Source organism: Mesorhizobium sp. B2-7-2 (assembly GCF_006440775.1).
Lineage (GTDB): Bacteria > Pseudomonadota > Alphaproteobacteria > Rhizobiales > Rhizobiaceae > Mesorhizobium.
The window spans coordinates 43656-59147 of sequence record NZ_VFTZ01000009.1 but is presented as its reverse complement, the minus strand read 5'-3'; the positions used below and the strand labels follow the sequence as shown (position 1 = coordinate 59147).

The 15492-nt window shown below is 65.0% G+C and carries 15 protein-coding genes; 11 read left to right on the top strand and 4 right to left on the bottom strand.

The features are described 5' to 3' along the window. The first annotated feature begins 13 nt into the window (after positions 1–13). The 8 genes from FJ425_RS14350 (at position 14) to FJ425_RS14315 (ending at position 7385) form a co-directional block, all read left to right on the top strand. On the top strand, positions 14–1654 hold the full coding sequence (locus tag FJ425_RS14350; protein ID WP_140724355.1) for a dihydroxyacetone kinase subunit DhaK: 1641 nt from the start codon (positions 14–16) through the stop codon (positions 1652–1654). Positions 1655–1664: 10 nt separating this feature from the next. Beyond that, a complete protein-coding gene (gene dhaL, locus FJ425_RS14345; protein WP_140724352.1) occupies positions 1665–2264 on the top strand; it encodes a dihydroxyacetone kinase subunit DhaL in 600 nt (199 codons plus the stop codon). Further along, positions 2264–2653, top strand: a complete 390-nt coding sequence (gene dhaM, locus FJ425_RS14340) for a dihydroxyacetone kinase phosphoryl donor subunit DhaM (protein WP_140628950.1) — start codon at positions 2264–2266, stop codon at positions 2651–2653. The genes dhaL and dhaM overlap by 1 nt, the downstream gene beginning before the upstream one ends. A gap of 19 nt (positions 2654–2672) precedes the next feature. Further along, positions 2673–2975, top strand: coding sequence for an HPr family phosphocarrier protein (locus FJ425_RS14335; RefSeq protein ID WP_140724349.1), 303 nt, complete (start codon positions 2673–2675; stop codon positions 2973–2975). Between the two features lie 41 nt (positions 2976–3016). Next, positions 3017–4591: a phosphoenolpyruvate--protein phosphotransferase gene (ptsP, locus tag FJ425_RS14330; protein ID WP_181175922.1), complete on the top strand. Its 1575-nt coding sequence runs from the start codon at positions 3017–3019 to the stop codon at positions 4589–4591. Positions 4592–4598: 7 nt separating this feature from the next. Further along, positions 4599–5030, top strand: a complete 432-nt coding sequence (locus FJ425_RS14325; protein WP_140724343.1) for a hypothetical protein — start codon at positions 4599–4601, stop codon at positions 5028–5030. 77 nt (positions 5031–5107) lie between these two features. Beyond that, positions 5108–6094 (top strand): dihydroxyacetone kinase subunit DhaK, encoded by a 987-nt coding sequence (dhaK, locus tag FJ425_RS14320; protein WP_140628939.1) that lies wholly within the window; start codon positions 5108–5110, stop codon positions 6092–6094. A 265-nt stretch (positions 6095–6359) separates the two neighbouring features. Further along, entirely contained in the window at positions 6360–7385 is a 1026-nt protein-coding gene (locus tag FJ425_RS14315; RefSeq protein ID WP_140628936.1) for a nucleotidyltransferase family protein, read from the top strand. Positions 7386–7405: 20 nt separating this feature from the next. On the opposite strand, the gene FJ425_RS14310 is transcribed toward FJ425_RS14315, so the two are convergent. From FJ425_RS14310 to FJ425_RS14300, 3 genes are read right to left on the bottom strand one after another with little or no spacing between them, the layout of a single operon-like run. Beyond that, positions 7406–8386, bottom strand: a complete 981-nt coding sequence (locus FJ425_RS14310) for a serine kinase (RefSeq protein ID WP_140628933.1) — start codon at positions 8384–8386, stop codon at positions 7406–7408. Then, on the bottom strand, positions 8383–8814 hold the full coding sequence (locus FJ425_RS14305; RefSeq protein WP_140544101.1) for a lasso peptide biosynthesis B2 protein: 432 nt from the start codon (positions 8812–8814) through the stop codon (positions 8383–8385). The genes FJ425_RS14310 and FJ425_RS14305 overlap by 4 nt, the downstream gene beginning before the upstream one ends. Further along, positions 8814–9101 (bottom strand): PqqD family protein, encoded by a 288-nt coding sequence (locus tag FJ425_RS14300; RefSeq protein WP_140628930.1) that lies wholly within the window; start codon positions 9099–9101, stop codon positions 8814–8816. The genes FJ425_RS14305 and FJ425_RS14300 overlap by 1 nt, the downstream gene beginning before the upstream one ends. Positions 9102–9559: 458 nt before the next feature. Between FJ425_RS14300 and FJ425_RS14295 the strand changes: the two genes are divergently transcribed. The 3 genes from FJ425_RS14295 to FJ425_RS14285 all read left to right on the top strand — a co-directional run bounded on the left by FJ425_RS14295 (position 9560) and on the right by FJ425_RS14285 (position 12776). Then, positions 9560–11467 carry a propionyl-CoA synthetase gene (locus FJ425_RS14295; protein WP_140724340.1) on the top strand — a complete coding sequence of 636 codons (1908 nt, stop codon included), beginning with the start codon at positions 9560–9562 and terminating at the stop codon, positions 11465–11467. 121 nt (positions 11468–11588) lie between these two features. After that, entirely contained in the window at positions 11589–11912 is a 324-nt protein-coding gene (locus FJ425_RS14290; RefSeq protein ID WP_246677939.1) for a hypothetical protein, read from the top strand. A gap of 150 nt (positions 11913–12062) precedes the next feature. Continuing rightward, a complete protein-coding gene (locus tag FJ425_RS14285; RefSeq protein WP_246677938.1) occupies positions 12063–12776 on the top strand; it encodes a metallophosphoesterase in 714 nt (237 codons plus the stop codon). A 176-nt stretch (positions 12777–12952) separates the two neighbouring features. On the opposite strand, the gene FJ425_RS14280 is transcribed toward FJ425_RS14285, so the two are convergent. After that, positions 12953–15334: a polysaccharide biosynthesis tyrosine autokinase gene (locus FJ425_RS14280; protein ID WP_140724333.1), complete on the bottom strand. Its 2382-nt coding sequence runs from the start codon at positions 15332–15334 to the stop codon at positions 12953–12955. Positions 15335–15492: the final 158 nt, after the last annotated feature.

The following is a 15492-nucleotide window of genomic DNA, read 5'->3' as shown; positions in this document are numbered from 1 at the left end:
CTGGACGAAATCCATGAAGCACTTTTTCAACCGCAAGGACACGATCGTCACCGAGGGGCTCGACGGCTTTCTCGCCACGGTGGGGTCGGGCGCGCTCGCCCGCCTCGACGGCTATCCAGAGATCAAGGTCGGGCTGCGCGCCGACTGGGACAAGACGAAGGTGGCGATCGTTTCCGGCGGCGGCGCGGGGCATGAACCGTCGCATACCGGCTTCGTCGGCGCCGGCATGCTGACGGCGGCCGTCTCCGGCGAGATCTTCGCTTCGCCGAGCGTCGAGGCGGTGCTGGCGGCGATCCGCGCGACGACCGGCCCCGCCGGCTGCCTGCTGATCGTCAAGAACTACACCGGCGACCGGCTCAATTTCGGCCTCGCCGCGGAAAAGGCGCGCGCGGAAGGTCTTGCGGTCGAGATGGTGATCGTCGGCGACGACATCGCGCTGCCCGACATTGCGCAGCCGCGTGGCGTTGCCGGCACGCTGTTCGTGCACAAGATCGCCGGACACCTTTCCGAAAGCGGCCATGACCTTGCATCGGTCGCTGCCGCGGCGCGGGCGGCGGCCAAGGACGTCTTTTCGCTCGGCATATCGCTTTCCTCCTGCTCGATCCCCGGACAGGCGCATGAGGAGCGCTTCGGCGCGGATGATGGCGAGCTCGGCCTCGGCATCCATGGCGAGCCGGGCGTCGAGCGCATCGCGCTGCAGAGCGCCGGCGCATTCGTCGCTGTCATGGCCGAACGCCTCGCGGCGCGGCTCGATCCCGGCAGCCGCTACGCCTTGCTGATCAACAATCTCGGCTCGGTGCCGCCGCTCGAGATGTCCTTGATCGCAAATGCGGTGCTCGCCTCGCCACTGGCCAAGGCCGTGACGCTGACCGTCGGCCCCGGACATTTAATGACGGCGCTCAACATGAACGGCTTCTCGCTGTCGCTGCTCAAGCTCGACGCGGAGCGCGAGGCGGCGCTGCTGGCGCCCGTCGGCCCGCATGCCTGGCTGCCGGCGAAGCCGGTTCGTCCGCCAGTCGTTATCGCGATGGCCAGGCCTGGCATGGGCACAGCCAGCAAGCCTGCCAGCCGCGATGCGGCCGCCGAGCGGCTGATCAAAGCCGTCTGCCAAAAGCTGATCGCGCTCGAAGAGCCGCTCAATGCGCTCGATGCCAAGGCCGGCGACGGCGACACCGGCTCGACGGTGGCGACGGGGGCGCGCAGCATTTTCGAGCGCATCGAGACGCTGCCGCTCGCCGACAAGGCCGCGACATTTGCCGCAATCGGCGATACGCTGGGCACGTCGATGGGCGGCTCCAGCGGCGTGCTGTTGTCGATCTTCTTCACCGCCGCGTCGCAATCGCTGGGCACCGGCGCGTCGCTCGGCAAAGCGTTGCTTGCCGGGCTCGACCGGATGACCTTCTACGGCGGCGCCAGGATCGGCGACCGCACGATGGTCGATGCACTGGAGCCAGCGCTGAAAGCCCTGGACGCAAGCGGGCCGGAAGCAGCGGCAGAAGCAGCGCGGCAAGGCGCCGAGGCGACCGCCGCGATGCAGAAAGCAAAGGCCGGGCGTTCCGCCTATATCGGCAGACAGCTTGACGTCGCGGATCCCGGCGCCTTCGCGGTCGCCGAAGTTTTCGCCGCCGTGGCGGCTCTGTTCGCCCCGGCATGAAGGACAGGAAATGGCCGCAGCCGATTTCTCCCGATTGATCGCGGCGGCGGCCGATACGATCGCGGCGCATGCCGAGGAGTTGACCGCGCTCGACCAGGCGATCGGCGACGGCGATCATGGGCTGAACATGAAGCGCGGCTTCGAGGCCGTGCGCGCCGAGGCCGACGCCTTTTCAGCAAAACCGCTGCCCGAGGCGCTGAAGGCCGTCGGCACCAAGCTGGTAATGACCGTCGGCGGCGCGTCCGGGCCTCTCTTCGGCACGCTGTTCATGGCGCTCGGCAAGGAATTGCCGGCAGCACCGGATCGAAGCGGCTTGGTCGCGGCACTGGGCAAGGCGATCGAGGCGGTCGCGGCGCGCGGCAAATCGCAGCCGGGACAAAAAACCATGCTCGATGTGCTGGCGCCGGTGTATGAGGCATTGGCGCAAGGCAAGTCGGCAAGCGAAATCGCCGACGCAGCCGACAAGGCCGCGGAGGCCACTGTGCCGATGAAGGCCCTGCGCGGGCGCGCCTCCTTCCTGGGAGAGCGCTCGATCGGGCATATGGACGCCGGAGCGCGCTCGACCGCGCTGCTGGTGCGCGCAGTCGCCGAAACTGTCGAGGGCATTTGATGAGCAATGTCGGTATCGTCATCGTGTCGCATTCGCCCCTGGTCGCCGAGGGCACGGCCGACATGGTGCGCCAGATGGTGGGCGACGAAGTGCCGCTTGCATGGTGCGGCGGAAACGGCCATGGCGGCCTCGGCACCAGCGTCGAGGCGATCATGAACGCGATCGACAAGGCCTGGTCGGACGCGGGCGTCGCCATACTGGTCGATCTCGGTGGCGCCGAGACCAACTCGGAGATGGCGGTCGAGATGATCGGCGAGCCGCGCTCCCACAGAATAGTCGTCTGCAACGCGCCGATCGTCGAGGGCGCGGTGATGGCGGCGACCGAATCCTCCGGCGGCGCCTCGCTCAAGGAAGTGGTGGCGACGGCGCATGAATTGTCGCCGTCGTGAACGAACGGGAACCGACTGAATGTCCGCATCCGCCGAAGCAACGGTCCTGATCACCCACGCGGTGGGGCTGCATGCGCGCCCTTCGGTGAAGTTCACCAAACTCGCCAAGTCGTTCGCGGCCGAGGTGGAAGTGGCGGTGGCGGCCAACGGTCCCTGGTTCGACGCCAAGAGCATCGTCAAGGTGATGGCGGCCAAGGCGCCGAAAGGGACCATGCTGCATATCCGCGCCAAGGGCGATGGCTCGACCCAGGCGGTGAAGGCGCTGGTCGATCTGGTGCAGCGTGACTTCGACGAGGACGCGGATCATGCCCGGTCCGCTTGAGACCGATCTGAATGTCGCCAGGCCCGCAAGGAATGCGAGCCATGCGGATTGAGGGTATCCCCGCCTCTCCCGGCTACGCCGAAGGCCCGCTGTTCGACCTCGACCAGCCTCCGGCCAGCTACAAGGCCAAGGCGAGCTCCGACGAAGAACAAGCCGCATTGGTGAGCGCAATCGGCAAGGCCGTCGGCCGGCTGGCGGCGCTGATCGAAACCGCCAATGGCGACGCCGCCGGCATTCTCGAATTCCACATCGCCATGCTGGAGGACGACGCGCTGAGCGGTCCGGCCTTGTCGGCGATCGGTTCCGGACAGCCGGCGGACGCCGCCTGGCGCGCGGCGCTGGACAGCGAGATCGCCAGCTATGAAACGTCGGACCAGGACTATTTCCGTGCCCGCGCCGCGGATTTGCGCGACATCCGCGACCAGGTGCTGCGGGCGTTGAGCGAGGACAGCGAGGCCGCGACACCGCCGGGCGCGATCCTTTATGGCGACGACATCGCGCCGACGCGCTTCCTCGAAACCGATTGGAGCAAGGGCGGCGGCATCGCGCTCAGGCGCGGCAGCACCGCCAGCCATGTCGCTATGCTGGCGCGCTCGCGCGGCGTGCCGATGGTTGTCGGTCTCGGCGATGAGGGTGAAACGCGCACCGGTGTCGCGCTGCTCGATGCCGAACGCGGCGCGATCGTCTTTTCGCCCTCGCCCGCCGAGATCGAAGCCTTCCGGCAGTCCGCCTCCACCTTCGCCGACCGCCAGGGCGCTGCGCGGACATTCCTGACGGAGCCGGCGGTGACCAAGGCCGGCACCGCCGTGCGCGTCCAGGTCAACATCGCCTACCCTTCCGATGTCGACGGCATCGAGATCGAAAGCTGCGACGGCGTCGGCCTGATGCGCACGGAGTTCCTGTTCGGTAAGACAGTGCCGGATGAGGAGACGCAATACCGTGCGTATCGCAATGTGCTGGAATGGGCAGGCGACAAGCCGGTGACCATCCGCACCGTCGATGCCGGCGGCGACAAGCCGGTGCCGGGTTTCACCGTCGAGGAAACCAACCCGTTTCTCGGTCTGCGCGGCATAAGGCTTTCGCTTAAGCGGCGCGACATTTTTCGCGTGCAGATACGGGCATTGCTGCGCGCCGCCATCCACGGCAATCTGAAGGTGATGTTCCCGATGATCGCCACGCCCGAGGAGTACAGCCAAGCCGCCGCGCTGTTCGCGGAAGAACAAGCCGCGCTTGCCGCGCAGGGCGTCGCGCACAGGCTTCCGCCGCTCGGCATCATGGTCGAGGTGCCGTCCGTCGCGCTGGCGCCGGAAGCCTTCGCCGATGTCGCCTTCTTCTCGATCGGCTCCAACGACCTGACGCAATACGTGATGGCGGCCGCGCGGGACAACGCGGCGGTCGCGCATCTCAACTCCGTCCGCAACCCGGCGGTGCTGCGGCTGATCGCTGCGGTCACCGCCTTCGGACGTGAGAGAGGTATTCCGGTCAGCCTATGCGGCGACGCGGGCGGCGATCCGGCAGCCATCCCGGCCCTGCTCGAGGCCGGCTTGCGCGACCTGTCGGTCGCCCCTGCGCAACTCGCCATGGCCAAGGCGGCCATCGCAGACGTTGCGGTGTAGACGCGGCATGGCCAGGACCGAGAAGATATCGGAAACAGGCTCGGAGGAGGCGATCCGCGCCTACAAGACAATCCTGTCGCAGGTGATCGACCAGCGTCCGTCGGGTATGCGCCAGCGGCTTGCCGACGCGCTCGGCAAGCACCGCAGCTTCGTCACCCAGATTTCCAGCCCGGCCTATTCGATCCCGATCCCGTCAAGGCATCTGCCGTCGATCTTTTCCGTCTGCCACTTCAGCCAGGCCGAGCGCGACCAGTTCATGGCCGCCTATCACCAGGCGCATCCCGGCAAGGCGCCCGTAGCCTCGGGGCCGCGCAAGACGCGCCACGTCTCGCTCATCGTGCCGGATTTCGGCGACGACAGGCAGAACGCCGCGCTCGACCGGGCGATCAACGAATTCATCCAGAAAATAACCAGCATCGCCGGCAAGGGCAGCGGCTGAGCAAGAGCAATTCCAGGAAAAGTGTCCAGCGGTTTTCCGTTCGGAATTGCGTAAACTAAGACGTCGGGAGGACTGCCATGAAGAAATTCATCAATTCGGTGGACACGGTCCTGACCGAGAGCCTCGATGGCTTCGCAGCCGCCCATGCCGATATCCTTGTGCTTGGCGACGAGCACAAATTCATCCGCCGCAGGGCGTTGAAGCCGGGCAAGGTGGCGCTGATCTCGGGCGGCGGCTCCGGCCACGAGCCGCTGCATGGCGGTTTTGTCGGCCACGGCATGCTGGACGCCGCCTGCCCCGGCCAGGTCTTCACCTCGCCCACGCCCGACCAGATGCTGGCGGCCGTGCGGGACGTCGATACCGGCGCCGGCTGCCTGTTCATCGTCAAGAACTACGAAGGCGATGTGATGAATTTCGACATGGCGGCAGAGATGGCGGATGGCGTGCTGCAGGTGGTGACGAATGACGACGTCGCGGTCGAGAACTCGTCCTACACGACCGGACGGCGCGGCGTCGCCGGCACGCTGGTGGTGGAAAAGATCGTCGGCGCGGCCGCCGAGCAAGGCATGCCGCTGCCCGCGCTCAAGGCGCTGGGCGACCGCGTCAACGCCGCGACGCGCTCGATGGGCGTGGCGCTGACCAGCGGCACGGTGCCCGCCGCCGGCAGGCCGACCTTCGAGATCGGCGACGGCGAGATGGAATTCGGCGTGGGCATCCACGGCGAGCCCGGCCGGCGGCGCGACGCGCTGAAGAGCGCCGACGCCATCGCCGAGGAGGTCTGTGCGGCGATTGCCGGCGACCTCGGCGATCGCGCCAAAGGACCGGCGCTGCTGTTCGTCAACGGCTTCGGCGGCACGCCGTCCATGGAGCTTTATCTGATGTACAACAGCGCCCGCAGGATGTTCGAGAGGCAGGGCGTGACAGTGGTCCGCTCGCTGGTCGGGTCCTATGTGACCTCGCTCGACATGGCGGGATGCTCGATCACGCTGACCATGCTGGACGACGAAACGTCGGCATTTTGGGACGCGCCGGTACACACGGCGGCGCTGCGCTGGGGGATGTAGCCAGCTTCAGCCAAAACCGAAGCCCGAACGCCTCAAAACGCCGGTGACGCCACGGCCACCACGCTGGACAGTTTTCCAGCCTTGCGCAGCAAAGGCGCCGCATATTTCTTTTTCGTCATTTCCAACACCCTCCGGATCGAATCCGGAGAATGGACGATCCGCTCGGAAAGTCAAACTCACAAGCTGGCTCTGCCGCCGCACTGGTTTCCGGCGTGCTTTTCTGTAAGCATGGCTTGTTCCTGTCGTTCGAACGCCGCCCGGGTTGATGCTGCCTTCTCTTGCGCCTGCCGATGAAAAGCTGCTGCTGACCTTTGCCGACCCCGAAGCACTGCCTGCTGTCGGCCGGGATATTGCAGCCGCAACCCTGCTGGCGCTGCTCGTCAACGCCGAGTTCCATGGTGTGCTGCCAATCATGCTGCGCAAACTCCGGCAAATCGGCGACGCTCAACTGCCGCAGGACGCAGCCTTGCAGCGGAAGTTGTCGGAGTTGCGCGACGAGGCGACGATGGCGACCGGCCAATCGATGCTGTTGCAGTACCACGGCGACCGCATCATGAAGGCGCTGGCGGCAAAGGGCGTGCCGGCCCGGATCGTCAAGGGACCGGTGTTCGCGCGCAAGCTCTATAGCCAGGTTGCGGACCGTCCCTTCACCGACATCGACATTCTCGTCGACCCCGCCAGCATCGATGAGGCCAACAAGACCATCGGCGAATGCGGCTTCGAGCTCGGCAGCGACGAGGCCGAGTCGCACGAGCTGCAGGAATTCAAATGGCTGGAGAAAGAGAACTCCAGCCTGCTGATCGAATTGCATGGCAATCTGGTGCACGACACCGTCATGCGCAGACGCCTGTCGCTTGGCTTTCGCGAGTTGCAGGCGATCGACGGCGGCGAAACCGACACACCGGCCGCGCTGCTCACCATCGCCATCGTCCATGCCGCCGGCGGCCACAAGTTCCACCGCCTGCAGCTCTGCGTCGACGTGCTGCAAGGCGTGCGGGCGCTGAAATCGCCTCAAGAGGAAGCGCGGCTGCTCGATGCCGCCCGCATGACCGGCATCGAGCTCGAGCTGGCCACGGTCCTCAACGTCACCGGACGCCTGTTCGGCGCGCCGCGCGCGATCGAGCTTGCCGACCGCATCAAGCCGGACCTCTCGATACGGTTGGCGAAATGGCTGATCACCGGCAACATGCTGCTTCGCGTCAATTCGCGCGAGAAGCTGCGGTCGCGCCTCAGCCGCGATGCCTTCCGCTGGGTGCAGAGGCTGGCGCGGCCGCGACCATATCCAGCCTGAGAGAGGAAACTCACTCACAGCTAAATCTCAACCGCAGCCTGGATCAGCGCCGCCGCCTCGACCGGCCTTGCCCCGACTTCCAGCGTGAAGGTCGGCACCGCCTGCACCAGTGCCACGATCGTCGCCATGCGCCTTTTCTGCAGCGACAGCAGGCCGGTCATGCCGGTCCTTACATTGTCGGTGGCCAAAGCCACCATGGCATCTGTCCTGGCCATCGGCAGCAGCCGGGTCTCGGCGTCTGCCGAGCGTGCAAGGTGCAAGAGCGCCGCGACGGGCCTGGCGCGCACATCCTCGACACGGATGATTTCGCCAAGGCGGTCCAGCGAAACGGATTGCTCGCCCTCGGCGTCCCACTTCTCGCCCAGGCAGGGCGCGACGAAGGGCAGCATCGCCGCCGTGTTGCGGTGGACCTTCACCTTGCGCGGCATGCCCCAGGCCGTGATGCCCTGCGCGCTTGCGTCGAGGATCATCACGTCGTCCGAGCAGAGGCCGAAGCCCCGCGAGGCAAGCGCGAGCGATGTGGTGGACTTGCCCGTGCCGCTTGGCGCATGAATGAGAACCAGGGCGTCCTTTCCAGGCAAGGTGAGACCCGCGGTGTGCAGCATATGCTGGCCGTCCGCGTCGAGTGCTGCATCCAGCACCATCATCAGCAAAGTCCACTTGATCTTGCTGTCGGGATGAAGACGGATTTCGGCCCGGCTCTCGCCGTCGTGGATCGACAGCGTCTGCTGGCCCGGAAAGACGAGATGGAAGGCGCGTCCGGCGTCGATCATCCGGCAATGGCCATCCAGCGGCACTTCGCCGTCGAAAGCCAGCTTTCCTTCGGGGTTCTCGTGCAACTCAAGCGTTTCGACAATGTCGACGCGAAAACCGGGCTGGACAGGCTCGTTCATACGCAGGGCGCCGAGCATCAGGTCGAAGCTCGGCCACAGATCGGCACGCGCGGCGGTGATGCCTATGACCTGGCCGTTGAGATCATAGCGGAAGGTCTGGTTGCTCAAGCGGCTGGCGCCTTCATGCTGGCCGGGTGGCGGTAGATCTCCACCATGCCGGGCTGGCTGTCGCTGATCACCGGCGTGCCGTCGAGGCAGACCCAGCAATGCGCCGACAGGCGAGGCTCGTGCATCGACTTGGCGTCGACGCCGAAACGCAGCTCTGGATCAAGACCGGCCATGCGCAGAAAGCGGAAGCCGAGCAGACCTTCGCGAAGGCATCTGCGGTCGCGCATCAGCCAGGGGCGTCGCACCGTCCGCTTGACGCGATGGACGATGTAGGTCCAGGGCAAGTCGCGATAGGGTGCGGGCGACTGCAGCGGCGCCAGTTTCAACACGCTTTCGAAATCGCGCCGGCCGACCAGCACCGGCATCAGCCGGGCGCTGAGCCACAAATGGACGCGGAACAAGGCGCGCAGGACCGGTCCGTCGGCCATCACGCGTCCGGGTCGGCGAGGATGCCTTCAGCCACCAGCTCGGCGGCCAATTCGGCCATATCCTGATCGAGCGTTGCCTTGTCGATCTCGAATTCCTCCGACAGCAGATCGACGATCTGGTCGAGCTTGCGCGCGCCGTTCACCTTGTCGAGAAAAGCCTCGGTCGTGTCGTTGCAGGTGTAAAGCTGACCGCTGCGCGCCAAAAGCACGACCGCGCCATCGCCGACATGCTGCACGGACGCATCGTCCGCCATGCGCAGCACCGTTTCAGAGCCGATTTCAGCCATCCGCCCGCTCCCTTCGCTGAAAAAGCAATTAGCGCGGCGCCGCAAGGCTGTCCATCGCCATGCATAGCGAAGGAGGACGATCGACCCTGCAGGTGTCTGCCCGCTAGCAGGCAATATTAGCGAAGTCTTGCCTTGCTTCCCCTAAGTAAGCTATGAGTCCGCCGGGCTTTGGGGAGTGATCTGTATGCGTTACAATTGGGAACGGGCTCCGACGGCGTTCGAGCGCCATCGGAAGGCGCTTGCGGCGGCCATCCTGATCGCCGGCGGCGTCGGGCTGATGCTGGCGGCGCTGCCGCTTTAAGCCGGCTGATATCTCGGACCGTGACGGCGACGCCTCCACCGAAGGCGCCGAACAGAGACGTTTGCCGGCGATGTCGACCAAAATGCAGGAAGACATGGCCGCCACGCGCGGCTTAGTCTATGGCAGGGCGGCAGAACGTTTCTTGGGAGGAAGGCGGATGGCCTCACGCTATCACGAAGTCTATGAGGGCTGGAAAAGCGACCCCATAGGGTTCTGGGCCGAGGCGGCGAAGGCGATCGACTGGTATAGGCCGGCCGAAAAGGTCTTCGATCCGAAAGCCGGCGTCTATGGACGCTGGCTCACCGGCGCCACCTGCAACACCTGCCATAACGCAATCGACCGCCATGTCGCGGACGGCCGCGCCGACCAGCTGGCGCTGATCCATGACAGCGCGATCACCGGCACAATCCGGACATTCACCTATGCCGAATTGAAGCGCGAGGTCGTCGCGCTGGCCTCGGTGCTGAGGCATCGCGGCATCGACAAGGGCGACCGCGTCATCATCTACATGCCGATGGTGGCGGAAGCCGCTATCGCCATGCTCGCCTGCGCGAGGCTAGGCGCCGTGCATTCGGTGGTGTTCGGCGGCTTCGCCTCGCACGAGCTCGCCACCCGCATCGACGACGCCAAGCCGAAGCTGATCATCACCGCCTCCTGCGGCCTGCAGCCAGGCCGTGTCGTCGCCTACAAACCGCTGCTCGACAAGGCGATCGAGATGTCGAAGCACAAGCCTGACGCCTGCCTCATCCTGCAGCGCGAGCAGCTGCGCTGCGAGATGAAGGACAATTACGACTTCGACTATGCCGATGCGGTTGCGCGCGAACGCGCCGCCGGCGCCAATGTCGATTGCGTGCCGGTTTTAGCCACTGACCCGCTCTACATCATCTACACCTCCGGCACGACCGGCCAGCCGAAAGGCATCGTGCGCGACAATGGCGGCCACATGGTCGCGCTGAAATGGACCATGGACCACGAGTTCGGCGTCAAGCCGGGTGAAGTGTTCTGGGCGGCTTCCGATGTCGGCTGGGTGGTCGGCCATTCCTATATCGTCTACGGGCCGCTTTTGCATGGCTGCACCAGCGTGCTGTTCGAAGGCAAGCCGATCGGCACGCCGGACGCCGGCACCTACTGGCGGGTGATCTCGCAGCACGGCGTGGTAGCGCTGTTCACCGCGCCGACCGCCTTCCGCGCCATCAAGGGGCAGGATCCCAGGGGCGAGTTCGTGCCGAAATACGACCTGTCGAAGTTCCGCACGCTGTTCCTTGCCGGCGAGCGCGCCGACCCCGAAACGATAAAATGGGCGGAGCAGAAGCTCGACCGTCCCGTCATCGACCATTGGTGGCAGACCGAGACCGGCTCGCCGATGACGATCAATCCGGCGGGGCTCGGGCTTTTGCCGGTGAAATACGGGTCGCCCGGCGTGCCGATGCCGGGCTACGACATTCGCATCCTCGACGATGCCGGCCACGAGGTGGCGCGCGGCACGCTCGGCAATGTCGTGGTCAAGCTGCCGCTGCCCGCCGGCTGCCTGCCGACGCTGTGGAACGCCGACGCCCGTTTCCGCCAGGCTTACCTCGAGGAGTTCCCCGGCTACTACAAGACGGCCGACGCCGGCATGATGGACGAGGACGGCTACCTCTATGTGATGGCCCGCACCGACGACATCATCAACGTCGCCGGCCACCGGCTCTCGACCGGCGCCATGGAAGAGGTGCTGGCGGCCCATCCCGATGTCGCCGAATGCGCGGTCATCGGCATTGCCGATGCCATGAAGGGCCAGGTGCCGCTCGGCTTCGTGGTGCTCAATGCCGGCGTGTCGCGCGATAGCGGCGCGATCGAAGGTGAGGTTGTAGGGCTGGTGCGCGAGCGGATCGGCCCGGTTGCCGCCTTCAAGACCGTGGTGACGATCAAGCGGCTGCCCAAGACCCGCTCCGGCAAGATACTGCGCGGCACGATGCAGAAGATCGCCGATAAGGAGGAATGGACAATGCCGGCGACGATCGACGATCCGGCGATCCTGGACGAGATCACGGCGGCGCTGAAGGGACGCGGCATCGGGGTGTAGTCGCCGGCAGACGACCGCGTTAAGGATCAATTCACCAATTTGTCCCGCACTGCAATCGCTTATTGTGCAACGCAGCAATAAACTTTAAAATTTGCGTGGGGGGCCATACCGAAGGTACGGCATGGCCCAGCACAAGACGACATTCGGCGGCGTCGACATACTGCGGTTCCCGGCTGCCGTCATGGTGATGTTCTATCACTATATGGCGGCTGTCGCGCTGATGGCGTTGTCGCTGCGCCCCGACTTTTCCTGGCCCGGCTGGCGGCGGATCGGGCTGATGACCTATCCGCTCTATCTCATCCATGATGTCGTCGGCGCGGCGATGCTCGGCGCCCTGATGCGCGCCGGCGTGCCTTATCTGGCCGCTATTGCGACCGAGGCCGAGCCGCGCATCCGGCTGCTCTTGGACCACACGCTGTTCCGCTATCGGTTGAAGGTCGCCTGACGACGCGACTGCCGATCGCGCGCCGGTGTGGAATTGTTTGCATTCGGCATGATATCGAGGCGCAGATCAGTGCAAGTAGCCGAGCCTCAATCCGTGAATCTTTTCCAACGATCGAGACGCCCTCGACCCGCGCCACGCGAGCGCCTCGTCATGGACATGCGCGATATGGTCGTCTACGCAATCGGCGACGTGCACGGCTGCCACGACGAACTGCGCGCGCTGGAGCAAAAGATCCAGATCGATGCGCAGCGCTTCCGCGGTCGCAAGATCATCATCATGCTGGGCGACTATATCGACCGCGGGCCGCAGTCGCGGCGCGTGATCGACCATCTGATGGCGCCGCCGCCGAAGGGCTTCCAGCGCATCTGCCTCGTGGGAAATCATGAAGTCGCGCTGCTCCTCTATCTGGATGGTCATCTCTCGCGTGAAACCTGGCTCGGCTATGGCGGCCGCGAAACCCTGTTCTCCTACGGCGTTGACCCTGACCGGCTGATAAGCCTCTACGGTTCGAGCGAGCAGGCCGATGCGCGCATACGCGAGGCCATTCCAGCCAGCCATGTCGAGTTCCTGCGCACGCTGCCGGCGATGGTCTGCTCCGAGCATTTCGTCTTCGTGCATGCCGGCATCCGTCCCGGCCTGGCGCTCGAGGCGCAAGACGAGGGCGATCTGCTCAACATCCGCGAGGAGTTCTTCCAGGCGGCGCACCGTCTCGACCGCTGGGTGGTGCACGGACACACGATCGTGAATGTTCCGACACTCGACGGACGCCGCCTCGATATCGACACCGGCGCCTTTCAAACGGGACGACTGACGGCGCTCAGGATCGTCGGCAAATACGGCCGGCTGCTGTCTTCGCGGGATTAGGACGGTTCACGCTCCTAGAGCCGGATGATTTCAGGTCGAGTCGACCTGAAATCTGAATCCGGCTCTAAATCAAAGAGATAGAGCATGATGTCGTCCGAAAACCGCTCCACACTTTTCGGCATCATGCTCTAGGCTGAACCGCCCCCGATCTCTGTCTCTCCGAACGGAAACACGCCTCAGGCGGCCTGCTTGGGACGCTGCTCCGATTTTTCCAGATAGTAGCTCGAATAGCGGTCGAAGAACCTTTCCGAGCCGCCGAGCGAGCCGTATTTCGCCAGCTTCTTCAGATCAACCTTGTTGAGCACCGCGCCGATCACCTTATTGGCGATATAGGGCTCGGATTCCAGCATCGAGCGCACCATGTTGCGGGGCGTGCGGCCCCATTCGGTGACCAGGACGAAGCCATCGACCAGCGGCGCGAAGGCCTTGGCGTCGACGACGGGCCCGAGCGGCGGCAGGTCGACGATGATGTATTCGAACGTCTCCTTGGCGTTTTCGATGAAGCGCCGCATGCCGGCCGAGCCCAGAAGCTCGCTGGTGTGCGAGAACTGGCCGCGCAGCACGGCGGGAATGATCGCCAGCTTGGTCTGACGATCGACCTTGCCGACGGACTGCCAGGTCTGGCCATTGACCACCGCTTCCATCAGGCCCTGCTCGGCCTCCATGCCGAGGCTGCGGCTCAGGCCTGGATTGCGCAGGTCGCCGTCGATGAGCAAGGTCTTGGCACCGTTGGCCGCGAGCAGGCCGGCGAGATTCGCGGCCACCGTCGACTTGCCTTCTCCAGGCAGCACCGAAATGACGCCGATGACCCGGCTGCCGCGGTCTTCCATCACCACGTCGAAGGCGATTTTGGCGTTACGCAGCGTCTCGGCGAACATCGAAGCCGGGGCGTCGATGCTGACGCGCATGCGCGCCCGTCTCTCAGCCGCGGAGAGGCTGGCCACCTTGCCGTCGGCCGGCAGGTCGTCGGCTTTGGTATCCTTGGCCTTGCCGCCGCCGATCGTCGGCAGATAACCGAGGAATTTCAGGCCGACGCGGTCGCGAACGTCCTCGCCCGTCCTGAAGAAGCGCTCGTTGAACTCGTTGAGGCCGCCGAAGCCGGCGCCAAGCATCAGGCCGAGCACCAGCGAGAGCGCCAGCACGCGCAAGGTGCGCGGGCTGGAAGCCGCGAGCGGCATCGTCGCGTCGGAAATGATGCGGACCTTGCCGACCGGGAAGGATTGCTGCTGCGAAGCTTCCTCATAGCGGCTGAGGAAGGTCTGATAGAGCGTGGTGAGCGCCTGTGCCTGCTGGTCAAGCTCCTTGAGCTTCACCTGCGACTGGTTGTCGATCGAGCTCTTGCCGGCGGCGGTGGAAATCTTGTCGCGCAAAGCCGTTTCGCGCGCCTGCGCCACCTCGAAATCGTTGCGGTAGCTTTCGGTGAGCTGTTTCAACTGGCCGAAGATCTGCGCCGAGACATCGGCCTTTTCCTTGGCCAGCGCGACCGCTTGCGGGTGATCCTTGCCAAAATTCGTCTCGACGTCCTGCAGGCGCTTGGCAATGGCCAGATAGCGGGTCTTGAGCGCGATGATGACCGAGCTGCTCGGCTGGTCGGCGCCGATGGCCGAATCGTTGAAGGCGCTTTCGGAACCGCTTTCGACGATCGCCTTGTATTGCTGATAGCGGGCGCTGGCTCTGGCGGTATCGGCCTGGGCGACGATGAGCTGTGCGTTGAGATCGGCGAGCTGCTTGTCGCTCAGGAGTTGTCCGTCGCTGTTGGCAGACAATCCATGTTCGGCCCTGAACTTCTCGACGGCCATAGCTGCCCGCTGAGAGCTTTCACGCAACTCCGTGAGCCGGCCCTGCAGCCACAAGGCCGCGCGCTCGGTGGCGTCGAAGCTGGCGTTGAGCTGGTCGGCCAGATAGGCGTCGGCATAGGCCTTGGTGATGGCCGTGGCGAGTGCCGGATTTGTCGACTGATAACCGATGCTGATAACGTTGGCACGGCCGACGCGATCCGCCAGCAACCCGGTCTGCAGCATGAGAACCGCGTAGTCGTGGGTCGCGGTCTTGATCATGGCTTCGCGCGTCGCGGCGTCGACATTCTCGATGCCGGGGAGCTCGCTTGCCGAGCTGCCGCGGAAATAGCCGACAATACTGCGCAGGAACCCCACACCCTTGGCCAAAGCCGACTGCGGCGGGCTCATGAAGTCCGGGTTCTGATCGAGCTTCAGCTTGTCGACCACCACAGACGCCAGCCGCGCCGAGTTGAGAACCTCTATCTGGCTGAGAATCGTCGCGTCCGTTTGCACCGTGGCGCTCGCCGCCGAGATGTCGTCGACGACCTTGTTCAGCCCTTCATCGATCAAAACGCTGGCGACCGCCGTATACTGCTTGGGCGTAGTCTGCAGATAGATGACGCCCAGGCACAGACCGATAATGGCGCAGACCGCCACCACCTTGGCCTGTCGGGCGGCCATGCCAAGCAGACGCTCGATATCGATGAAGTCTTCACCCTTTTCCGGATCGGTGCTGGGCAACGGCATCCTCTTGTCGAGGGGGAAGGTGGCATAGTTCATTTTCGGTCCAATTCCAGGTTGCAGGCGCTATCGGCCTTGGTAGATCGGCGTCGTGACCAGAAAAGACCGCGCAACGTTGCTGCCAGGATGCGCCGGGCCGGAAGGCCCGGGCGCTGGTGTGGCTGTCGCGCCATCGCGAAACCGCATATGCACCCGAA